General features: G+C 66.8%; 19 protein-coding genes and 1 pseudogene. 5 read left to right on the forward strand and 15 right to left on the reverse strand.

Translation table 11 applies throughout. The features are described from left to right. Nucleotides 1–19 precede the first annotated feature (19 nt). From AC5Y4C_RS10055 to AC5Y4C_RS10070, 4 genes are read right to left on the reverse strand one after another with little or no spacing between them, the layout of a single operon-like run. On the reverse strand, nucleotides 20–787 hold the full coding sequence (locus AC5Y4C_RS10055; protein ID WP_499962612.1) for an enoyl-CoA hydratase/isomerase family protein: 768 nt from the start codon (nucleotides 785–787) through the stop codon (nucleotides 20–22). Nucleotide 788: 1 nt separating this feature from the next. Next, nucleotides 789–1,877, reverse strand: coding sequence for an acyl-CoA dehydrogenase family protein (locus AC5Y4C_RS10060; protein WP_499909151.1), 1,089 nt, complete (start codon nucleotides 1,875–1,877; stop codon nucleotides 789–791). Continuing rightward, the gene (locus tag AC5Y4C_RS10065) at nucleotides 1,864–2,679 is read right to left on the reverse strand and encodes an acyl-CoA dehydrogenase family protein (RefSeq protein ID WP_499962614.1); all 816 of its coding nucleotides are present in this window, start codon (nucleotides 2,677–2,679) and stop codon (nucleotides 1,864–1,866) included. The genes AC5Y4C_RS10060 and AC5Y4C_RS10065 overlap by 14 nt, the downstream gene beginning before the upstream one ends. Continuing rightward, nucleotides 2,657–4,033 carry a class I adenylate-forming enzyme family protein gene (locus AC5Y4C_RS10070; RefSeq protein WP_499962616.1) on the reverse strand — a complete coding sequence of 459 codons (1,377 nt, stop codon included), beginning with the start codon at nucleotides 4,031–4,033 and terminating at the stop codon, nucleotides 2,657–2,659. The genes AC5Y4C_RS10065 and AC5Y4C_RS10070 overlap by 23 nt, the downstream gene beginning before the upstream one ends. A 71-nt stretch (nucleotides 4,034–4,104) precedes the next feature. Here AC5Y4C_RS10070 and AC5Y4C_RS10075 point away from each other — a divergent pair, with 71 nt between their 5' ends. Next, nucleotides 4,105–5,106, forward strand: a complete 1,002-nt coding sequence (locus AC5Y4C_RS10075) for a 2Fe-2S iron-sulfur cluster-binding protein (RefSeq protein ID WP_499962618.1) — start codon at nucleotides 4,105–4,107, stop codon at nucleotides 5,104–5,106. On the opposite strand, the gene AC5Y4C_RS10080 is transcribed toward AC5Y4C_RS10075, so the two are convergent. From AC5Y4C_RS10080 to AC5Y4C_RS10095, 4 genes are all read right to left on the reverse strand, one after another. Further along, nucleotides 5,097–6,149 carry a CaiB/BaiF CoA transferase family protein gene (locus AC5Y4C_RS10080; RefSeq protein ID WP_499909159.1) on the reverse strand — a complete coding sequence of 351 codons (1,053 nt, stop codon included), beginning with the start codon at nucleotides 6,147–6,149 and terminating at the stop codon, nucleotides 5,097–5,099. The genes AC5Y4C_RS10075 and AC5Y4C_RS10080 overlap by 10 nt on opposite strands. After that, on the reverse strand, nucleotides 6,146–7,105 hold the full coding sequence (locus AC5Y4C_RS10085; protein ID WP_499962620.1) for an LLM class F420-dependent oxidoreductase: 960 nt from the start codon (nucleotides 7,103–7,105) through the stop codon (nucleotides 6,146–6,148). Before AC5Y4C_RS10085 ends, AC5Y4C_RS10080 begins: the two co-directional genes overlap by 4 nt. A gap of 103 nt (nucleotides 7,106–7,208) precedes the next feature. Continuing rightward, nucleotides 7,209–7,610, reverse strand: coding sequence for a cobalamin B12-binding domain-containing protein (locus tag AC5Y4C_RS10090; protein WP_499962622.1), 402 nt, complete (start codon nucleotides 7,608–7,610; stop codon nucleotides 7,209–7,211). Continuing rightward, nucleotides 7,610–9,187, reverse strand: a complete 1,578-nt coding sequence (locus tag AC5Y4C_RS10095) for a methylmalonyl-CoA mutase family protein (RefSeq protein WP_499962624.1) — start codon at nucleotides 9,185–9,187, stop codon at nucleotides 7,610–7,612. The genes AC5Y4C_RS10090 and AC5Y4C_RS10095 overlap by 1 nt, the downstream gene beginning before the upstream one ends. Nucleotides 9,188–9,307: 120 nt before the next feature. On the opposite strand from AC5Y4C_RS10095, the gene AC5Y4C_RS10100 reads away from it, so the two are divergent. The 4 genes from AC5Y4C_RS10100 to AC5Y4C_RS10115 are packed head-to-tail and all read left to right on the forward strand — an operon-like array spanning nucleotide 9,308 to nucleotide 13,354. Next, on the forward strand, nucleotides 9,308–10,138 hold the full coding sequence (locus AC5Y4C_RS10100) for an SDR family oxidoreductase (RefSeq protein ID WP_499962626.1): 831 nt from the start codon (nucleotides 9,308–9,310) through the stop codon (nucleotides 10,136–10,138). 20 nt (nucleotides 10,139–10,158) lie between these two features. Then, a complete protein-coding gene (locus AC5Y4C_RS10105; protein ID WP_499962628.1) occupies nucleotides 10,159–10,647 on the forward strand; it encodes a MaoC family dehydratase in 489 nt (162 codons plus the stop codon). Beyond that, complete coding sequence (locus tag AC5Y4C_RS10110) at nucleotides 10,644–11,450, forward strand: HpcH/HpaI aldolase/citrate lyase family protein (protein WP_499962630.1); 807 nt, start codon at nucleotides 10,644–10,646, stop codon at nucleotides 11,448–11,450. Before AC5Y4C_RS10105 ends, AC5Y4C_RS10110 begins: the two co-directional genes overlap by 4 nt. Then, nucleotides 11,447–13,354 carry an acetoacetate--CoA ligase gene (locus AC5Y4C_RS10115; protein WP_499962631.1) on the forward strand — a complete coding sequence of 636 codons (1,908 nt, stop codon included), beginning with the start codon at nucleotides 11,447–11,449 and terminating at the stop codon, nucleotides 13,352–13,354. Before AC5Y4C_RS10110 ends, AC5Y4C_RS10115 begins: the two co-directional genes overlap by 4 nt. Here AC5Y4C_RS10115 and AC5Y4C_RS10120 read toward each other — a convergent pair. The 7 genes and pseudogenes from AC5Y4C_RS10120 to AC5Y4C_RS10150 form a co-directional block, all read right to left on the reverse strand. After that, nucleotides 13,342–14,057: pseudogene (locus AC5Y4C_RS10120) on the reverse strand (dienelactone hydrolase family protein). The gene AC5Y4C_RS10115 and the pseudogene AC5Y4C_RS10120 overlap by 13 nt on opposite strands. 90 nt (nucleotides 14,058–14,147) lie before the next feature. After that, on the reverse strand, nucleotides 14,148–15,290 hold the full coding sequence (locus tag AC5Y4C_RS10125) for a thiolase family protein (protein WP_499962633.1): 1,143 nt from the start codon (nucleotides 15,288–15,290) through the stop codon (nucleotides 14,148–14,150). Nucleotides 15,291–15,302: 12 nt separating this feature from the next. Next, nucleotides 15,303–15,719 carry a Zn-ribbon domain-containing OB-fold protein gene (locus AC5Y4C_RS10130; RefSeq protein ID WP_499909179.1) on the reverse strand — a complete coding sequence of 139 codons (417 nt, stop codon included), beginning with the start codon at nucleotides 15,717–15,719 and terminating at the stop codon, nucleotides 15,303–15,305. Between the two features lie 45 nt (nucleotides 15,720–15,764). Continuing rightward, nucleotides 15,765–16,574: an SDR family NAD(P)-dependent oxidoreductase gene (locus AC5Y4C_RS10135; RefSeq protein WP_499962635.1), complete on the reverse strand. Its 810-nt coding sequence runs from the start codon at nucleotides 16,572–16,574 to the stop codon at nucleotides 15,765–15,767. Further along, a complete protein-coding gene (locus tag AC5Y4C_RS10140) occupies nucleotides 16,574–17,494 on the reverse strand; it encodes an LLM class F420-dependent oxidoreductase (RefSeq protein WP_499962637.1) in 921 nt (306 codons plus the stop codon). Before AC5Y4C_RS10140 ends, AC5Y4C_RS10135 begins: the two co-directional genes overlap by 1 nt. Before the next feature lie 36 nt (nucleotides 17,495–17,530). Beyond that, entirely contained in the window at nucleotides 17,531–18,967 is a 1,437-nt protein-coding gene (locus AC5Y4C_RS10145; protein WP_499909185.1) for an aldehyde dehydrogenase family protein, read from the reverse strand. A 16-nt stretch (nucleotides 18,968–18,983) separates the two neighbouring features. Further along, nucleotides 18,984–20,690, reverse strand: a complete 1,707-nt coding sequence (locus tag AC5Y4C_RS10150; protein WP_499962639.1) for a thiamine pyrophosphate-binding protein — start codon at nucleotides 20,688–20,690, stop codon at nucleotides 18,984–18,986. Nucleotides 20,691–20,698: the final 8 nt, after the last annotated feature.

The following is a 20,698-nucleotide window of genomic DNA, read 5'->3' on the forward strand; positions in this document are numbered from 1 at the left end:
ACGCTCACCGAAGGGCGGGTCAGCTCTTCGGGGCGTTGAGGCGCTCGACGATCCGGCGGAAGTCCTCGGTCTGAAAGGACTGGTCTTCCGCGGCGTTGGCGTAGTCGAGGGTGTTCAGCACCGCTCGCTCCACGTGCATGTTGAGCATGCGCTTGGTGCTCTCGACGGCTTGCCGCGGCAACTCCATGATCTTCTTGGCGCACGCGACCGCTTCTGAAAGCGGATCAGCGACAACATGGTTCGCCAAGCCGATCTCCACGGCGCGCTGCGCCGAGATCCGGGCTCCGGTCAACGCATACTCCTTGGCCTGCAGCACGCTGATCTGCAGCGGCCAGGTCAGCGGCCCCCCGTCGGCGGCGACCAAACCCACCTGCACATGCGGGTCCGCGAGGTACGCGGTCTCGGCCATGTAGACGATGTCGGACAGCGCAACCAGGCTGCAGCCCAGCCCCACGGCTGGGCCGTTCACGGCGGCCACCACAGGAATCCTGGTGCGCACCATGCCCAGTACGATTTCGCGCCCGTGCAGGATCGTCTTGGCGCGGAGGTCGGGATCCTGCCGAATCTCGTCGAGGTAGGCGAAGTCGCCGCCCGCGGAGAACGCCCGGCCGTTACCGGTGATCACCGCAGCCCGCGCGTCGCGGTCTTCGTTGAGCCGCGGCCAGAGTTCAGCCAATCCGACGTGCAACGCGTCGTTGACCGCGTTCAGCGCGTCGGGCCGGTTGAGCCGGATGATGCGCAGCGCACCGTCGGCTTCGACCTCGATTTCCGGTGGCATGTCGTACACGTCAGACTCCTAACCCGAGGATGCGCGAGGCGATGATGTTCTTCTGGATCTGCGACGTGCCGCCCATCACGCTTTGGGCCCGGCTGTAGAGATAGGCCGACAGCAGTTCGGGGTCTTCGGTCCCGCCCACCGCGAGCGCGGCATGGCCGACCGACTGCTCGGTCCAGGTCATCAGCAGTTTGTCCAGCGAGCCGCTGGGACCATGAGTGAGCCCGTCGAGCTGCTCCGACAGCCGGCGGCGCACATGCAGCCGCAGCATCTCCGATTCCACTGCGGCCCAAACCAATTCGTCGGGTATCTCACCGTCGATCCGCTTGGCCATCTGCCGAACCAGCTTGCCGTAGCGCGCCGAGTAGCCGAGCGTCGACGGCTCACGCTCGTGGCTGACTACTGTCATCGCCAGCGCCCAGCCGTGCCCCGGTGCACCGACCATCTGGTCGGCGGGAACGACCGCGCCGGCGAACTCGACCTGACCGAATTCCGTGGTGACGCCGTTGATCATCTTCAGCGGCCGCTGCGTGATGCCGGGTTGGTGCATGGAGATGATGAACGCCGAAATCCCCTTGTGCCGCGGTGCGTCGGGATCCGTGCGCGCAAGAAGCAGGCACCAGTCGGCGACATCGGAGTAGCTGGTCCAGATCTTGTGGCCGTCGATGACGTAGTTGTCGCCATCGCGAGTCGCCTTGGTGCGCAGCGAGGCGAGGTCCGAGCCGGCCCCGGGCTCCGAAAAGCCTTGGCACCAGCGCTCGGTGCCGTTGATCATGCCGGGCAGGAACCGCTGCTGAAGTTCTTCACTGCCATGTTCGCCGAGGCCGACGACGAGGTACCCGAGGCTGGGCCGCGGCGGCGCGCCCGCGCGCGCCAACTCTTCGTCGACGATGACGTCGTAGACCGGTGGCAGTTCGTGTCCACCGAACTTCTTCGGCCACGACAATCCGAAGAAGCCCGCCGAGTACAGCGCCTGATGCCACTCACCTTGGCGCGCCCAGTAGTCGTCACCTGATGCCGCAAACGCTCCGGCCTTATCGCTCAGCCATGCCCTGAGGCGCTCGCGGAACGCGGCCTCCTCCGGCGAATCACGAAAGTCCAAGATCGATCTCCTTCAGTCTCACTGGGAACAGTTCTGTCGACGTCAGGGCGCGGCGCAAGTAGACATGCGCCAGGCATTCCCAGGTGTTTCCGATGCCCCCGTGCACTTGAATCGCGGTCTCACACACCGTCCGCGCGGCCCGCGCGCAGTACACCTTTGCGATCGACGCGGCCCGCACCGCTTCGGCGGGCTCGAGTTCGTCGACGGCCCAGGCCGCGTGGCGCAGCACGCTGATCGAGCCTTCGATCAGCGCAAGCCCTTCGGCGAGCATGTGCGCGATGGCCTGATACGAGCCGATCGGCTTGCCGTACTGCTCACGCACTTTCGCGTAGTCGGTGGCCAGCGCGTGCGCACCCCTAGCCGTGCCGAGGATGTCGGCCGTGGTGGCGGCAATCGCCAGTGCCGTGAAGCGTTCGCGCTCTTCCCCGGGAAGGCGTCCGATCGCCTGCGGTCCCGGGGTCCCGGCCATCGCCTGGGTGAGATCGGCTGAGGCGACAGGCTGTTCGTCGTCACCGCCGTCTACGGTCACTCCCATCCGGCGCAGCTCGTCCGCCAGCACCGGCCCGACGAACGGGACATCGACCAGGCCGCGTCCGAACTCCTCGGCCACGATGGCCACTTCGACACCGGATGCGCCGTCGGAGCGCAGCGAGCGCCACCCGGTGGCGTCTACTACCTTTTCCAGACGCGCGACCCGGCCCTCGTCGGCCAGCTCGGCGACCGAACCGGGCCCCAGATCATCGGCCAATTTGGCTGCAGCGTCGCGCAATTGGCGCTGTTCACTGTTCAGACGGACATCCATAGCTCTCCTTCAGAACTCGGCGCAGCACCTTGCCAGAGGGTAGTCGCGGAATCTCCGGTACGAACACCACGGCGGCGGGCTGCTTGTAGGACGCCAGCCGCTCACCCACGACTGCGGTGAGCTCCTCGGCGGTGACCGGGCTGTGAGCGGCGACCGCTGCCACGATGGCTTCACCGTTCACCGGATCGGGCACGCCGAACACTGCGCAGTCGTGGACGGCGGGGTGGCCATGCAGGACCTTCTCGATCTCCGCCGGAGCGACCTGGAATCCGCGGACTTTGATCATCTCCTTGGAGCGGTCGGTGATCCGCAGGTAGCCGTCGTCGTCGAGAAATCCCACGTCGCCGGTGCAGTACCATCCGTCGCGGAACGCGCCGGCGGTGGCTTCGTCGGGAAGGTACCCGGCCATCAGCGATTCCGAGCGAGCTTGGATCTCACCGTGTTCACCGATACGGACGTCCACACCCGGAACCGGACGGCCCACGGTGTCGAGCCGGACATCGTCGAGCGGGTTACAGGCGATCACCGGCAATTCGGTTGTGCCGTAAGCAGTCAGCCACCGCGCGCGTGTCCGGCGGGTGACGGTCTCGGCGACACTCGGCGTCACCGGGGTGGCACACCACATGATGTAGCGCAGCGACGACAGATCGACGTGTTCCAGCCCTGGGTGAGCGGCGAGCGCCAATGCAATTGGCGCGACGGCCATTTCGATGGAGATGCGGTCCGCCTCGATGTGACGCAGCATCAGGTCGATGTCGAAGCGCTGATGCAGCCGAACCCACGCACCGGTGTCAAGAGCCGTCATGATGTTCAGCAGGCCGAGGATGTGCGATGCCGGCGTGACCACCTGCATCCGATCGTCGGACGTCATCTGCAGCGCGTCGCGCCAGTGCCGGACCGCAGCGTTGAACGATCGATGGGTGTGCCGAACGGCTTTGGGCATGCCGGTGGTTCCCGAACTGAACACCAGCAGCGCGTCGGCGTCCGGGCTCGGCGCTGGGAATGGGCCCCCCTGCGCGCTCCTGGGCTCGTCGAGATGCAGCATCGGCATAAGGCCGGCCAGCACAGGGTGGTCGCCGACAGCGTAGCCGGGCTCGGTGACCGCCAGAGCGTGCTCGACGTCGCCGGCCTTCCACGCCGGACTGAGCAGCACCACCGCGGCGCCCAGCCGCCAGATGGCCAGCACCGCCGCGACGAACTCGGGCCGGTTCGACGACATGAGCGCAACCCGCTGGCCGCTGCGCACACCGCGGTGACGCAGCGCGCCGGCCAGCCCGTCGGCACACGCGTCGAGCTCGGCGCGGCTGTACTGCCGCTCCCCGAACGCGAGCGCGGCGAGGCTGCGTGAGGGCATCAAGAGGATCCTAGCGTGATTGAGAACCTGATTCTCTTATTGATAGAATCTTAATACCAAAGGGAGGTGGCATGGCGATCACCCACGTGTTCCACCGAGCCACCGTGGCACGGATCATCAAGGAAACGCCTGACGCGAGCACCTTCGTGCTGGTCCCCAACGAGCCGTTCACCTATCGGGCCGGCCAGTACTGCACCTTCCGCGTCACCGTCGACGGCGAAGAGCTGTACCGCTCGTATTCGATGTCGAGCGCACCCGAGACCGACGCCGACCTGGCCACCACGATCAAACGGGTGCCCACCGGCAAGGTCTCGAACTGGATGCTCGACAACCTCGCCGAGGGCGACGAGGTCGTGCTCACCCGGCCCGCGGGCACGTTCTGCCTGGACTCCAGCGCGGCGCCGCTGCTGGGGTTCGCGGGGGGCAGCGGGGTGACGCCGATCTTGTCGCTGACGAAGAGCGCGTTGGCCACGACGAAGCGCAAGGTGCGGCTGCTGTGCGCGGACCGGGACCGGCAGTCGGTGATCTTCGACGGCGTGATGGCCGAACTGGTGGACCGCTACCCCGACCGCCTCGAGGTGGTGCGCCACATCGACGCCGAACGCGGCTTGCTCGACGTGGCGACGGTGCGCATGTTCGTCGGCCCAGATGTCGACGCCGACTGCTACGTGTGTGGCCCGGAGGGCTTCATGAACGTCGTGAAGTCGGCGCTGTCCGGGCCGGGACGGGTGTTCGTCGAGGACTTTGAAATCGAACCGAAGGTCGCCACCCCTCCCCCCGCGGAGTCATCGGCGAAGACGGGCGGCACCGTGACCATTCACCTGGACCGCAAAAAGGTGACTGTGCCGCGGATCGCCGGCGAGACGCTGCTGGAAAGCGCGCGCCGCGGTGGGCTGGCGCCGCCGTTCTCGTGCGAAGCGGGAAATTGCGGCACCTGCATTGCCAAGCTCACCGAGGGACAGGCGACCATGCGCAACAACGACGTGCTGGAGGAGGACGAGATCGCCGACGGCTACATCCTGACCTGCCAGGGTGTTCCCGACAGCGCGTCGGTGACCGTCGTCTACGAGTGAGACAGCACGTCGTTGTGCTCGCCGAGGTTCGGCGGCGGACGGTATTGCGGCATGTAGCCGACTATGCGGACCGGACACCCGACGAGCTTGAATTCGCCTGCGGTGACGATGATTCCGGGGTCGGCGTCCAACGCTTCCGGCAGTGTGCGCACCGCTGCGGCGGGAATGCCGAGCGGACGCAGCCGGGCCTCCCATCCCTTCGCGGTGTCGTGGGCCAGGGCCTGCGTGACCACGGCGAGCACGTCGTCACGTCGTGACACCCGCTCGGCCATCGTCTCGAACCCGGAGATGCCGGCTTCGGTCGCGAAGAGTTTCCAGAACGCGTCATGGGTGACGAAGAGCGCCAGATAGCCGTCGGCAGTAGGAAACAGTTGCGCCGGAACGTAATACGAGTGTGCGCCGAACGGATATCGGCGCGGCTGCACGCCGTCGTTGAGGTACGCCGACGCGCGGTAGTTCAGCTGCGACAGCATCACGTCTTGGAGGCACACGTCCACCTGGCCGCCCCGGCCCGAGACGATCTGCGCGAGCAGGCCCAGTGCGGCGGTCAAGCCGGTCGAGTTGTCGGCCGAGGAATACCCCGGCAGTGTCGGCGGCCCGTCGGGATCGCCGGTGAGAGCGGCGATTCCGGTGGCGGCTTGGACGACGTAGTCGAAGGCGGGTTCGTCGCCGCCGTCCAGGCCGAATCCGGTGAGCGCGACGCAGACGATCTTCTCGTTGTGCCGCTTGAGCGCGTCATACGTGAGGCCCAGCCGTCGTATCGCCGACGGCTTGAGGTTGACCAGCAGCGCGTGCGCGTCTTTGACGAGCTCGCCCAACTGCCGTTGTCCCGCTTCGGTATTGAGCTCCAGCACGACGCTGCGCTTGTTGCGGTTGAGGCTGGCGAAGTAGCTGTCGCCGACCTGCCGCGAAATCTCGCCGCCGGGCGGTTCGATCTTGATGACCTCGGCTCCGAGGTCGGCCAGCATCATCGTCGCGTACGGTCCGGCGAGCATGGTGCCGACCTCGAGGATGCGGATACCCGCGAGTGGACCTGGGATCATTGACGGACTTGCGTAGCGAGCTCGGCGATGACCTCGCGCGTGCGCTGCTTGGACGCGATCAGCTCGTCACGGTTCTCGCCGATGGGCAAGAGCCGCACAGAAAGATCCGTCACGCCCGCATCGGCGAACCTCTTGAATCGCGCCAGGATCGACTCTTCGTCCCCTGCCGCGCACAGGTCACCGACGTCGCGGGCATCGCCACGCTCCAGCAGCTTCTGGTAGTTGGGCGACGTCTCCGCCTCGGCCAGAATGCGATTCGCGCGCTCCTTAGCGGCGTCGATCTCGGAGTTCGCACACAAACACACGGGGATGCCGGCGACGATGCGCGGTGCCGGGCGGCCCGCGTCGGCCGCGGCCTTGGTGATCTTGGGGGCGATGTGGTGAGCGATTGCCTTCTCGTCGGCCATCCACAACACGGTCCCGTCGGCGAGTTCCCCCGCGATCTGCAGCATCACCGGCCCCAGCGCCGCGACCAGCACCGGCAATGGCGGGTCGGCGCCTAGCACGGTCGGGTTGTGCACCGTGAACGTGTCGTTCTCGACGTCCACCGGGCCCGGGCCGGCCAGCGCTGCATTGAGCACCTCGAGGTAGTCGCGCGTGTAGGCAGCCGGCTTCTCGTAGGGAATACCGAGCATGTCGCGCACGATCCAGTGGTGGGAGGGGCCGACACCGAGCACCGTGCGGCCCCCCGCGATCGCGTGCACCGAAAGTGCTTGCCGCGCAAGGGCAATTGGGTGCTGCGCTTGCAGCGGCACCACCGCGGTGCCCAGTTCGATGCGTGAGGTGTGTGCCGCCATCAGCGCCACCATGGCCAACGCGTCGAAGTCGTTGGGTACCTGGGGCATCCAGGCGGTGTCCAATCCGGCCGACTCCGCCCATTCGATGTCTGACACGAGTTTTGAGACCTTGCGCGACATGTCGCCGCGTTCGGCCCCGATCATCACGCCCAGTCTCACTTCACGCCTCACTTCTCGCGGCGCTGCCCGCCGAACGTGAACCCATTGCGAAAAATCGGCCGAAAATACGCACTGAGCTCACGCTCGGCGAACGCCAACTCATCTAGTCCGCCACCTTCTGCCCGGTCAGTGAACGCACCTCGCGTACAAGCACATCCAGCGGCGTGCCCGTCGGGAATACCGCCGCAGCGCCGGCGTCCAGAAGCTTCGCCACATCGCCCTGCGGGATCGTCCCGCCCACCACGACCGGGATGTCGGCGGCGTCGGCGGCTCGCAACGCCTCGATGGTCCGCCTGGTCAAGGCGACGTGCGCGCCGGACAGGATGGAAAGGCCCACCAGTGCGACGTCTTCCTGCAAGGCGATCGACACGATGTCCTCGATGCGCTGCCGAATGCCGGTGTAGATCACCTCGAAGCCGGCGTCGCGCAGCGTACGCGCGACGATCTTCGCGCCGCGATCGTGTCCGTCGAGACCCGGCTTTGCCACCAGCACACGAGCCGGCATCAGAACACCACCGGTTGCTGGAATTCGCCCCAAACCTTCTTCAACGCCGAAACCATCTCGCCCACAGTGCAATACGCATTGGCGCAGTCGATCAGGTAATGCATCAGGTTGTCGGTGCCCTCCGCGGCGCGTGACAGCGCGGCGAGTGCGTCGGCCGCGGCTACGCCGTCCCGTTCGGCCTTCACCTTGCTGAGGCGTTTCAGTTGCAGGTCGCGCCCTTCCGCGTCGAGTTCGTACATCGTCACGTCCGGCGGCGGCTCGTCGGAGACGAATTTGTTGACGCCCACCACCGGGCGCTTTCCCGACTCGATGTCCTGGTGCAGCCGGTACGCCTCGTCGGCGATCAACCCCTGCAGATAGCCGTCTTCGATGGCCCTGACCATGCCGCCATGGCTTTCCAGATCCGCCATGATCTCGACGATGCGTTCCTCGGTGGCGTCGGTGAGCGCCTCGACGAAGTACGAGCCGCCGAGCGGGTCGGCGACCCGAGTCACGCCGGTCTCGTAGGCAAGGATCTGCTGAGTGCGCAGCGCCAGCGTCGCGGACTCCTCGCTGGGCAGCGCAAACGGCTCGTCCCAGGCGGCGGTGAACATCGACTGCACGCCGCCGAGCACCGACGCCATCGCCTCGTAGGCCACCCGCACGAGGTTGTTGCGCGCTTGTGGCGCATACAAAGACGCCCCGCCGGACACGCAGCCGAACCGGAACATCGACGCCTTGTCGGTCTTTGCGCCGTAGCGTTCGCGCACGATCGTCGCCCAGCGGCGGCGGCCCGCCCGGTACTTGGCGATCTCCTCGAAAAAGTCGCCGTGGGTGTAGAAGAAGAACGAGATTTGCGGCGCGAACTCGTCGATGGTCATCCGGCCGCGCTCGACCACGGTGTCGCAGTACGTCACCCCGTCGGCGAGCGTGAACGCCATTTCCTGCACCGCGGTGGCGCCGGCGTCGCGGAAGTGTGCACCGGCCACCGAGATCGCGTTGAACTTGGGCACCTCGGCAGCACAGAACTCGATCGTGTCGGCGATCAGCCGCAGCGACGGCTGCGGCGGCCAGATCCACGTGCCGCGAGACGCGTATTCCTTCAAGATGTCGTTCTGGATGGTGCCGGTGAGCTTGGCGCGCGGCACACCTTTGCGTTCGGCGGCGGCGACGTAGAAAGCGAGCAGGATCGCCGCGGTGCCGTTGATCGTGAAGCTGGTGCTGATCTTGTCGAGCGGAATCTGGTCGAACAAGATCTCGGCGTCGGCGAGCGTGTCGACGGCGACCCCCACCCGCCCGACCTCTTCGGCCACCTCTGGGTCGTCGGAGTCGAAGCCGCACTGCGTCGGCAAGTCCAGCGCCACCGACAAACCCGTACCGCCCTGGTCCAGCAGATAGCGGTACCGGCGATTGGACTCCTCGGCGGTGCCGAAGCCGGAGTACTGGCGAAACGTCCAGAGGCGGCCTCGGTAACCGGACGAGAAGTTGCCCCGCGTGAACGGAAATTCCCCGGGGTCTGGCGGCTCGGTGATCCGGTCAGCCGGCCCGTACACCGGCTTAAGAGGAATCCCCGAAGAGGTCTGTACCTGCTCTTCCATCAATGAATACCGTACTTGCAAAAAATGAGAATGCCAATACCATTGCGTGATAACGACACGGGCCGAGACGTGTGGCGTGCCGCTGTGCGCGCGAATTCCCGCGGCGACAGAAGGAGACGGATGCCTGGTCAGTTGAACGCGCTCGCCGACCGTACCCTCGTGATCTCCGGCGCCAGCCGCGGCATCGGCCTGGCCATCGGGCTCTCGGCCGCGCGCCACGGAGCCAACGTCGTCTTGTTGGCCAAGACCGACCAGCCGCACCCCAAGCTGCCGGGCACCGTGCACACTGCCGCGGCCGAGATCGAGGCCGCGGGCGGCAAGGCGAAGGCCGTGGTGGGCGACGTGCGCAACGCCGACGACGTGCGCCGCGCCGTGGACATCGCGGTCGAGACGTTCGGCGGCGTGGACATCTGCGTGAACAACGCCAGCGCGATCGCCACCGAGCCCACCGAAGCGCTGCCGGTGAAGAAGTTCGACCTGATGTCCGACATCAACATCAAGGGCACCTTCTTGATGACGCAGGCGTGCGTTCCCCACTTGCGCGACTCCGTCAATCCGCACGTGCTGACGATCTCGCCGCCGCTGAACATGAACCCGCGCTGGCTCGGCGCGCACCCGGCTTACACGCTGTCGAAGTACGGGATGACGCTGCTCTCACTGGGTTGGGCGGCCGAATTCGCCGACGCCGGCATCGCTTTCAACTGCCTGTGGCCGCAGACCTACATCGGCACCTCGGCGGTGGCGAATCTGCCGGACGGGCAGAAGTTGCTGGAGGCGTCTCGCAGCCCGGAGATCATGGGCGACGCCGCTGCCGAGATCGTGTCGCGGCCCGCGCGGGAGACCACGGCGAACTGCTTCATCGACGAAGACGTGCTGGTGGCGGCGGGCGGCTACGACCTGTCCCGCTACGGCGGCGGACTGCAGCCCATCCCGGATCTGTTCATCGGCTAGCGGTCACAGAGAATCTGGCTATGACGCAAGACGCGACGGAACGCACGGTCGAACAGCGCGGCCTGTGGTACGAGGAATTCGAACTCGGCGTGCGGTATCTGCACCGGCCGGGCCGGACCATCACCGAGGCCGACAACGTGCTGTTCACGACGTTGACCATGAACACCCAAGCGCTGCATCTGGATGCCGCCTGGTCGGAAGCTCAACCCCCGTTTCACCAGCGGCTGGTCAACTCGATGTTCACGCTGTCAACGCTCGTCGGGCTGTCGGTGACCCAGCTGACCCAGGGCACGATCGTCGGCAACCTCGGCTTCAGTGAGATCGCCTTCCCCAAGCCGCTGTTTCACGGCGACACGCTGTATGCAGAATCGGTGGTGACCGACAAGCGGTTGTCGCGCAGCCGTCCCGGCGAGGGCATCGTGACCTTCAGCCACGTCGGCCGCAATCAGCACGGCGACATCGTCGCCACCGCGACCCGCAAGACCATGGTGAGGACGCAACCGGCATGACGCTGCAGCTCGGACCCGCATGGCTGTTTTGTCCGGCGGATCGCCCGGAGCGGTTCGCCAAAGCGGCCGCAGCAGCAGACGTCGTCATCCTCGACTTGGAGGACGGCGTTGCCGCCTCGGACCGTGACGCCGCACGAAAAGCGTTGGTGGACAACCCCTGTGACCCCGCCAAGACCGTCGTGCGGGTCAATGCCGCTGGGACGTCCGATTACTGCGCGGACCTCGAGGCGCTGGCGCGCACCTCCTACACCACCGTGATGCTGCCCAAATGCGAATCACCCGAACAGGTTGCGGCGCTGGCACCGTGCGAGGTGATCGTGTTGGTGGAGACACCGCTGGGGGCGGTCCGGGTCGCCGACAGCGTCCAGATGGACAACGCGGTCGGCGTGATGTGGGGTTCGGAGGACTTGTTCGCCGCATTGGGCGGCACCGCGAACCGCACCGCCGACGGCACACTGCGCGACGTCGCCCGCCATGTGCGGTCGGCGTCACTGCTTGCGGCGAAAGCGTTTTCGCGTTTTGCGCTGGATTCGGTCTACCTGGACATCAAGGACCTCGACGGGCTGAGGGCGGAGGCTGACGACGCGGTCGCGGTGGGGTTCGACGCGAAGGTTGCGATCCATCCGAGCCAGGTTCCGGTGATCCGGGCCGCCTACACCCCGGAACCGGAGCAGGTCGAGTGGGCGCGGCGCGTGGTGGCTGCGGCCCGCGACAACCGCGGCGTCTTTCAGTTGGACGGCAAGATGGTCGACATGCCGATCCTGCGACGCGCTCAGCACATCGTGAGGCTGAGCGAGCGATGACACGACCGCGGTGGCGCGAGTTCGCGGACTTCGCGGCGCAGCACCACGGCGCGCCGGCCGGCGAGTACGCGCAGTTGTGGCAGTGGTCGGTCGACCACCTGGCGCGGTTCTGGCGGGCGATCTGGGAGTTCTTCGACGTCCGCGGAACCGAGCCCGCCGACGGCGACGCCGGCATCCTGCCTGATACGTCGATGCCTGGGGCGCAATGGTTTCCGGGTGTCGAGCTCAACTACGTCGAGCAGCTTCTGCGGTACACCCACCAGGACGGGCCGGCGATCGTCGGCGTTGACGAGGCCGGCGCCCGCACCGAGATCGGCTGGTCTGAGCTGCCGGGGCAGGTCGGTGCGGTGGCAGCCGAGCTGCGCCGTCTCGGAGTGGGCCGCGGCGACACCGTCGCCGCCTATCTGCCCGACGTCGCCGAGGCGATGGTCGCGTTCTTGGCGACGGCGTCGCTGGGCGCCATCTGGTCGTCGTGCGGGCAGGACTACGCCCCCGAGGGAGCGGCGTCGCGGCTCTCGCAGCTGCGCCCGAAGGTGTTGTTCAGCGCGGACGGATACCAGCTCAACGGCCGGTGGATCGACAAGACCGCGCACACTGCGGAGTTGCTCGGCTTGCTCGACAACCCGGCGTTGGTGGTCATCGGCAGCGACGCATACCGCGAGCTCGTCGCCACCCCGTCTTCGCTTGATGTGACGGCGGTTCCGTTCGACCATCCGCTGTGGGTGCTGTTCAGCTCGGGCACCACCGGCCGGCCGAAGGGAATTGTGCACGGGCACGGCGGGATCGTGCTCGAGCACCTGAAAGCTGTTGGGCTGCAGGCCGATCTCCGTCCGCGTGACGTGTTCTTCTGGCAGACCGCATTGAGCTGGATGATGTGGAACTTCCGGCTGTCGGGGCTGCTATGCGGGTCGACCGTGGTGTGCTACAGCGGTCACCCGCTGTGCCCCGACGCCGACCGGCTGTGGCAGCTGGTGGCCGACGAACGGGTCACATACTTCGGCACCAGCCCCGGGCATGTGCTGGCCTCGCGCAAGGCCGGGCTGGATCCTGGCTCGTCGCATGATCTGAGCCGGCTGCGCACGGTCGGCAGCACCGGATCGCCGTTAGCCGCCGACCTTTTCGAGTGGATCGGCAACCACGTCGGGGACCAGGTCATGGTGTCATCGATCAGCGGCGGAACCGATGTGTGTACCGCGTTCGCCGGCGGCACGCCCGGTGTGCCGGTTCGAGCCGGCGAGCTGCCCGCCCGCTATCTCGGTGTGGCACTGGACTGTTGGTCGCCCAGGCGCGAACCCCTGGTCAACGAGGTTGGCGAACTGGTGATCACACAACCGATGCCGTCGATGCCGATCGGATTCTGGAACGACGCGGACGGGTCGAAGTACCGTGCCGCCTACTTCGATCACGAGTGGGAGGACGGCCCGGCGCCGAGCGTGTGGCGGCACGGCGACTGGGTGACGCTGACGGAGCGGGGCTCGCTGGTGATCCACGGCCGCAGCGACGCGACCCTGAATCGGCACGGCATCCGAATGGGCTCCGCCGACATCTACGAGGTGGTCGAGGGGATCGACGAGGTCAGTGAGGCCTTCGTCGTCGGGATCGACGGTCCAGACGGCAAGTACTGGATGCCGCTGTTCGTCGCAATGGCACCGGGCAAGCAGCTGGATGATCAGCTGAAGGCCAAGATTCGCAACGAGATTCGCGCGAAGCTGTCGCCGCGGCATGTGCCTGACGAGATCATCGAGGCGCCGGCGATACCGCACACGCGCACCGGCAAGAAGCTCGAGGTGCCGATCACCGGCATTCTGGCCGGGCGCACCGACGTCGCCGTCGACCCACGGGCGATTGACAACCCCGATCTACTGGAGTGGTACCGCGAGCAGGGCAAACGTCACGTGTGGTGACTGCGCCCAGCGCCGAGGTGGGTTCCGAAGAACGCGAGAATGCGCCGCCAGGCGTCTTCGGCTTCCGGCTCCGAATAGCCAAGGCCCGCAATCTTTTCGACAGGTTCAAGCAGCGACGGAGTGCCCCAGTCGTTCATGAAGCTGTGCCCCACATTGGGGTATTCCTTGACGTCGTGCGGGATGTCGGCGAGTAGCGTCTCGAGTTTGGCCGGGCGCCCGGCAGCAGGCGGTCCTTGACGCCGTAGCTGGCCACCGTCGGACACGACTTTCGCAGCGAATCAACGTCTTTCGGCCAGTTGCCGTAGTTCGGTGCCGCGGCGTCGAATTCGCCTCGCGGTGCCAGCAGCAGGCAGAAGCCACCGCCCATGCAGAAGCCGACGACGCCTACCTTGCCGGTGCATCGATCGTCGCCGACCAGATGGTCGCGCGCGGCAATCAAGTCGTCGACGGCGGTTCCGCTGCCGGTCTGCATCGCCCTCAACGTGCGGACCACGCACATGGGCTTCGCGCCGCGCCGGTACAGCGCCGGTGCCAGGGCCAGGTAGCCGTTGGCCGCGAAGCGGTCGGTGATGCGACGGATGTCGGCCGTCAAGCCCAACGCGTCGTGCACGACGACCACGCCCGGCCACGGCTTCGCCCATGACGGCACAGCGAGATAGCCAGGCAGGGGCCCGGCGGGACAGTCGTACTCGATGTCAGGCATGCGACGCTCCTTCGATCCCCCGCGAGCGTGCACGCTTGCACGTCTAGGGCGGCGTGTCGCTGAGCAGACACGCACGCTCGCCGAACGAGGCTAGAGCGTCAGGATAGTGGCCGCGGCAGTTCCGGGGGCGCCGTAAACCTGGGCGAATCCGACCCGCGGCTCGCCGGGCACCTGCCGGTCGCCGGCCTCGCCGCGCAGCTGGCGCACCAGCTCGTGCACCTGACGCAGACCCGACGCGCCGATCGGCTCGCCGTTGGCGATCAGCCCGCCGTCGGTGTTGACCGGCATCGGGCCGCCGATCTCGGTGGCGCCGTCGGCCAGCAGCTTCTCTTGGTCGCCGTCGGCGCAGAAGCCCGCCTCGGCCATGTGGATCACCTCGGCGCCAGCGTCGGTGTCCTGCAACTGGATCACGTCGACGTCCTCGGGCGCCACCCCGGCCGCCTCGAACGCCGCCTTCGATGCGTACACCGTCGGCGACGCGTCCTCGTCGAGCGGGGCCGACGTCGCGTGCACCTCGTAGGCGCCGTAGCGGCGCGTGCGAATCTCCGCCGCCCGCAGGTACACCGGCTTGGACGTGAACCGGTGAGCGATGTCCGCGCGGCACATGATCACTGCGGCCGCGCCTTCGTCGGGGGCGCAGAACATGTACTGGGTGAGCGGGTAGTTCAGCACCGCGGAGTTCAAGATCTCTTTCTCCGGAATTGGCTTGCGGCGGAACGCATTCGGGTTCAGCGCGCCGTTGCGGAAGTTCTTCGCGGCCACTTTGGCCAGCGTCGCCTGAGAGATGCCGTGGTCGTGGATGTAGCGGTTGGCCTTCATGCCGAAGAACTTGGTGGTGACGAATTGTCCGTTCTGCGCGTACCACTGCGGCAATGCCAACTTGGCCGGGTCGTCGGTGAACGCCCCGCGGGGATGCTTGTCCATGCCGATCGCGATGCCGATGTCGTACTTGCCCAGCCGGATGGTGTCCGCGCACACCTGGGTGGCGGTGGCCGCGGTGGCGCATGCGTTGAACACGTCGGTGAACGGGATGCCGGTGAGGCCGACGAGCCGAGTCACCGCGTCCGGGTTGGACACCTCATAGCTGCCGCCGACGCCGAACTGGACGTCTTTCCAGTCCATCCCGGCGTCGGCCAGTGCGGCCTGGATCGCCTCGGCGCCCATCTGCATCGCGGTCTTGTCGAAACGGCCGAATGGATGCAGGCCCACGCCGATTATCGCCACGTCGTTCATCGCAAACCTCCTCTAACTCACCGGCCGGAAGGCGAACGTCACCACTTCGTTGCCCTCTTCGTCGGTGGTGAACGGAACCATGGTCAGCTCGACGTCCATGCCGAACTCCAGCTTGCCCGGGTCGTTCTCGGTGAGCCGGCCCTCGACCCGGATCACGTCGTCGAGCTGCACCAGCCCCACCCCGAACGGGACGAAGTCCTTCCCGGTCGGTCCCGCATACGGCGGCCCGGGCGGAAAGCCCTGCGTGGTCCACGCGATCAGCGTGCCGCGGCGCGGAAGCAGCAACTCCGACATGTCAGCGGCACTGCAGCGCGGACAACGGTCCTGGCGCGGGAACGTGGCGGCAGCGCAGGCGCCGCATTTGCTCCCGATGAGCTGCGGGTTGTCATCAGGCCAGGTCGAGATCTCGGGAGCGAGCGCCTTCTGCATGCGGTGATCGTACAATGGCATTACCCAAAAGCGGAAACCATGTTCTCATTCGCCGCGGCCCAACACGTAGTGGCCGTCGTCGGGATGGTGGTACCAGCCCCCGGCCGCAGCCGTGCCGCCGTCGACATGAACCGTTTGACCGGTGACATACGAGCTCAGCTCCGATGCCAAAAACACTGCCGCGCCGGCCACTTCGTCGACGTGGCCAAGCCGGCCCATCGGGACCATCAGGCTGGTGCGCTCCCGAAAGCCCGGAGAGGCCATGGCCTCGATACCCTCGGTGACGGTGACGTCGGGAGCCAGCCCGTTCACCCGGATGCCGTGCGGCGCGAGTTCGAGCGCGGCCGTCTTGGTGAAGTTGACGACGCCGGCCTTGGCGGCCGCATACGCGGCGTAACCGGGCGCGGCACGGAATCCCTCGATCGAGGTGACGTTGACGACGCTTCCGCCCAGGCGCGCGTCGACCATGGCCCGCGCCACGCGCTGTGTACACAGCAGCACATGGCTGAGGTTCGACCGGATCAACGCGTCCCAGCCGCCGGGCGACGTGTCCAGCAGGCCGGACCAGAACACTCCTCCCGCGTTGTTCACCAAAATCGTTGGTACGCCGAGCGATTCGAGCGTGGCGGTCAGCGCCGCGTCCACCTGCCCGGCGTCTCGGACGTCGGTGACGCACGCCAGCCCACCGGTCTCGGCCGCCGCGGACTCCGCCGTGTCCGGATCCTTCTCCCAGATCGCGACGCGCGCACCGAACGCAGCGAAGCCCGCAGCAATGCCCCTGCCAATGCCCGCACCGCCGCCCGTGACCACCGCAACTCGGCCCTCGAGCGACACCGCGTCGCGGCTCAGTGCCATCAGGTTCTCTCGATCACCCGCTCGCGGAACACTTCGATCGCCTCCAGCGCGTGGGTCAGCCCGTCGCCGGGCAGCCCGACCTGCACCCAGGTCACGCCGATGGCCCCAAGCTTCTCGAGCCCGGACAGGTAGGCGTCGGCGTCGAAGCCTGCCTGCCCCGGGCTCCCCCCGGCGAAATTGGTGAAGCTGATGTCGATCGACGACCAGTCCTTACCGGCGGCGTCGAAGCGGCGCCGCAGATCGTCGACGGCCTGCGCGAGCCGGTCGATGGTGTCCATCGCCGACGTTCCGGCCGTGCTGGCCAGCCCCGCCGGCGCGGCGAATGGGCACCAGCCGTCGCCGTGGTCGACCACTCGCTGGCGCGCGGTGCCGGTGTTGCCGCCGATCCAGATCGGCGGATGCGGCGTAGTCCACGGCCGCGGGTGTGCGGTGATGCCGCGTGCGGTGAAATGCTTGCCCTCGACGGTGATGTCGTCCGCGGTCCAGATTGCCCTGATCACTTCGAGCGCCTCGTCGAACAGCTCGTTGCGTTCGTCGAAAGTCACTCCCAGCGCTGCGAATTCGCGTTTGAGGTAGCCTGCACCCACCGCAAGCGTGAACCGCCCCTCAGACAGCAGGTCCAGCGTGGCCCCAGCCTTGGCGACCAGGAACGGGTTGCGGTACGGCAGCACGACGATGTTGGGGATCAGCCGCAGGGTCGTGGTGCGCGCGGCAGCGAAGCCCATCGCGACGAACGGGTCAAGTGCGTCGTGACCGCCCGCCTCGAGCCAGCGCTGCGTGGGCGCCGGATGATCGGTGAAGCCGTAACCATGGAAACCCGCGGCCTCGGCCGCGGCGGCAAGTTCGCCGACGCCGCGCCCGGACACCAACTCCGGACGGCAGGGGTGGCTGATGATCGGGTGCGTGATCGCGAAGCGCATCTGTCCGTGCCTGGGCAGAACTGGTGCTCGGACCCGCTAGCCGGCCGCCTTCTCCGGCGCGTAACCCATCGTGGACTTGATTTCGAGGTATTCGTGGAAGCCGAACTCGCCCCACTCGCGACCGTTCCCGCTGCGCTTGTAGCCGCCGAAGGCGGAATTCAAGTCGAACGCGTGGTTGATCGCGACGCTGCCGGCGCGAATCTTGCGCGCGACCTCGCGGGCCTTCTCGACGTCGGCGCCCGAAACATACCCTGCCAGACCATAATCCGTGTCGTTGGCGATTTCCACGGCCTGGTCGAGGTCGTCGTAGCCAATGATGCACAGCACCGGCCCGAAGATCTCCTCGCGGGCGATCGTCATGTCATTACTCACGTTCGCGAACACCGTCGGCTTGACGTAGTAGCCCTTGTCGAGTCCATCCGGGCGGCCCGGTCCCCCGGCGACCACCGTGGCCCCTTCTTCGATGCCCTTCTCGATCAAGCGCTGGATCTTGTCGAACTGAGCCCTCGACGCGACCGGGCCGATCGCGGTCTTCTCGCCGGGATCGCCCACCTTGATTTGTTCGGCGACCTGCTTGGCGATCGAAATGGCTTCGTCCATGCGGGCATTCGGCACCAGCATTCGCGACGGCGCATTACAGCTCTGCCCGGAGTTGGGCATCATCGCGGTCACGCCTTTGCGGACGCTTTCCTCGAAGCTTTCGTCGTCGAGCACGATGTTGGGGCTCTTGCCGCCGAGCTCTTGGGTTACCCGCTTGACCGTCGGCGCAGCGTTCTTCGCGACGTCGATGCCGGCGCGGGTGGACCCGGTGAACGACACCATGTCGACGTCGGGATGACTCGAAATCGCCGCTCCCACAGTCGGTCCCTCGCCGAACACCATGTTGTAGACACCCGCGGGCACGCCTGCGGCGTCCATGATCTCAGTGAAGATCTGCGCCGAATACGGCGCAACCTCGGACGGCTTGAGCACCATCGTGCAACCGGTCGCCAGCGCCGGGTACACCTTGCAGGCGATCTGGTTGATCGGCCAGTTCCACGGGGTGATCAGGCCGCACACACCGACGGGTTCTTTGACCACCAGCGTCGAGCCGTGCTGTTCTTCGAATTGGAAGTTCTTGAGCACGTCGATGGCCGTCATCAAATGTCCCATGCCGAGCGCGACCTGCGGACCCGATGCCAATGAGGGCGGGGCGCCGATCTCCTCGTTGACCGCGTCGGCGAGGTCACCCGAACGCTTCTGGTACTCGGCGAGGATGGCTTGCAGCAAGTCCAGCCGCTCTTCGCGGCTGCTCTGCGACCAGGTGGCGAACGCCTTGCGGGCCGCCTTCACGGCCCGGTCCACGTCGGCGGCCGATCCCACCGCGATCCGGCCGGACACCTCTTCGGTGGTCGGATTGTCGACGTCCAGAGTTTTCGGTTCGGCCGGGTCCACCCACTGGCCGTCGATGTAGAACTTCAGATATTCGCGCATCGTTGTCGCCCTTCGCCTATTGCGTGCCTTCTGCATACCACGTCCGGAACTCCCCGTAGTTAGGCATTTCCTCCGAATTGGCCTTCGGGTCGATACACACGTGCACCACCGCGGTCCGCCCGCTCGCGTACGCCCGCTTGATGGCCGGGCCGATTTCCTCTTCCTTGTCGACGTATTCGCCGTGGCAGTCCAGGCCCTCGGCGATTTTGTCGAAGCGCACGTTTTTGCTCCAGTGCACGCCGGGCTGCGGCGACGGCTGGGCGAACGTGCGTTTGTAGACACCGACCTCCAGACCCCACTGGTTGTCGACGCCCACCACGCACACCAGTGGCAGCTTGAGGCGGGCGGCGGTCTCCAGTTCGGCGATGTGGAACAGGAACGACGAGTCGCTGGTGAGCAGCATGACCGGCCGGTTGCCGCCGTCGGCCACCGATGCGCCGACCGCATACGGCAGCCCGGTGCCCAGATGGCCGAAGTTCTGGTTCCAGATCACGTCGTGGGGCTTGGCCTGCGAATAGGTCCACTGGAAGATCACGGTGGCGCCGCCGTCGCGCACCATGATGCCGTCGGCGGGGAACGCTTTGGTGGCTTCGACGACGAAACGCGCGGGATGTACGGGCGACCGGCCGCTGGGCGCGCCCTCGGCGAGTTCCGCCAGCTGGTCGGCATCCTGTTTGATCCAGCGGTCCAGATCGGCCGACGGCTGGCGCGGGGTGTCTTGGAGCGCGTCGACGAGTTGTGGCACCACCCCGCGAAGGTCGCCGACCAGCGGCACGTCGATGGGCCGGTTCACGCCGATCGCCGTCGGGTCCTGCTCGACGTAGATCCACTTGCGGTGCGCGTCGTTGTCTGCCCAGTGCCGGGTCTTGCCGTAGTGCACCGGCTCGCCCAGTTCGGTGCCGAGCGCGACGCACAAATCCGAGCCGACCACGGCCTCGACCGCGGCCGAGGAAAATCCGTACGGAAACGTGCGGTCCTCCAGGCCCGCAATGAACGACGTGCCACCGGAGGTCTGGATGACCGGGCATGCCATCACATCGGCGAGTCGCTTCACGGCGGCGCCCGTGCGCGAGGTGTGCACGCCGTGTCCGACGAGCAGGATCGGACTCTTGGCCTGCCGGATCAGCTCCGCTGCCTGCGCGACCTCACGAGCGCCTGCCGTCTGATCGACCAGCCGATACGCGCTGGGCGGCAACGGGTCTGCCACGTCGAGCTCTTCGAGGATCACGTGCGAGGGGTACTCGATATAGGCCGGTCCCGGTGTGCCGGACATGGCACGGCGGATCGCCTCGTGCACGATTTCGTCGGTCTGGTCGGCGTACTCGATCGACGCACTGTACTTGACGGACGGCGCGAAAAGCGCCTCCTGACGGACGAATTGGATGCGGCCGCGCCGCACCCGCCGTTCGGTGATCCGGGCGCGCTGCCCGCCGAGGAAGATCACCGGCGAGTTCTCCACCTTCGCGCACATCATCGCGCCGGCGATGTTCGCGACACCCGGGCCGAGCGTGCCGATGCACAGACCCGGCTTACCGGTCATGCGCGACACGGCTTCGGCCATGAAGCCCGCGCTCTCTTCATGGTGTGGCGCAACCACTTTCCAGCCGCGCGCCTCCGCCTCGGAGAACATGTGCACGAAGTTGGGATCGGGGATGCCGAACAGCGTGTTGACCCCCTCGGCCTCGAACAGGTCGAGGATTCTCTGGTAAACCGGCACAGCCATTTTCGATA

The sequence above is a fragment of the Mycobacterium sp. NGS35 genome (assembly GCF_059812855.1).

Coding starts and splice junctions, on each gene's coding strand:
- AC5Y4C_RS10065 (WP_499962614.1), bottom strand. CDS start 2,679: ATGGATGTCCGTCTGAACAGTGAACAGCGCCAATTGCGCGACGCTGCA.
- AC5Y4C_RS10070 (WP_499962616.1), bottom strand. CDS start 4,033: ATGCCCTCACGCAGCCTCGCCGCGCTCGCGTTCGGGGAGCGGCAGTAC.
- AC5Y4C_RS10075 (WP_499962618.1), top strand. CDS start 4,105: ATGGCGATCACCCACGTGTTCCACCGAGCCACCGTGGCACGGATCATC.
- AC5Y4C_RS10080 (WP_499909159.1), bottom strand. CDS start 6,149: ATGATCCCAGGTCCACTCGCGGGTATCCGCATCCTCGAGGTCGGCACC.
- AC5Y4C_RS10090 (WP_499962622.1), bottom strand. CDS start 7,610: ATGCCGGCTCGTGTGCTGGTGGCAAAGCCGGGTCTCGACGGACACGAT.
- AC5Y4C_RS10095 (WP_499962624.1), bottom strand. CDS start 9,187: ATGGAAGAGCAGGTACAGACCTCTTCGGGGATTCCTCTTAAGCCGGTG.
- AC5Y4C_RS10100 (WP_499962626.1), top strand. CDS start 9,308: ATGCCTGGTCAGTTGAACGCGCTCGCCGACCGTACCCTCGTGATCTCC.
- AC5Y4C_RS10105 (WP_499962628.1), top strand. CDS start 10,159: ATGACGCAAGACGCGACGGAACGCACGGTCGAACAGCGCGGCCTGTGG.
- AC5Y4C_RS10110 (WP_499962630.1), top strand. CDS start 10,644: ATGACGCTGCAGCTCGGACCCGCATGGCTGTTTTGTCCGGCGGATCGC.
- AC5Y4C_RS10115 (WP_499962631.1), top strand. CDS start 11,447: ATGACACGACCGCGGTGGCGCGAGTTCGCGGACTTCGCGGCGCAGCAC.
- AC5Y4C_RS10125 (WP_499962633.1), bottom strand. CDS start 15,290: ATGAACGACGTGGCGATAATCGGCGTGGGCCTGCATCCATTCGGCCGT.
- AC5Y4C_RS10130 (WP_499909179.1), bottom strand. CDS start 15,719: ATGCAGAAGGCGCTCGCTCCCGAGATCTCGACCTGGCCTGATGACAAC.
- AC5Y4C_RS10135 (WP_499962635.1), bottom strand. CDS start 16,574: ATGGCACTGAGCCGCGACGCGGTGTCGCTCGAGGGCCGAGTTGCGGTG.
- AC5Y4C_RS10140 (WP_499962637.1), bottom strand. CDS start 17,494: ATGCGCTTCGCGATCACGCACCCGATCATCAGCCACCCCTGCCGTCCG.
- AC5Y4C_RS10145 (WP_499909185.1), bottom strand. CDS start 18,967: ATGCGCGAATATCTGAAGTTCTACATCGACGGCCAGTGGGTGGACCCG.
- AC5Y4C_RS10150 (WP_499962639.1), bottom strand. CDS start 20,690: ATGGCTGTGCCGGTTTACCAGAGAATCCTCGACCTGTTCGAGGCCGAG.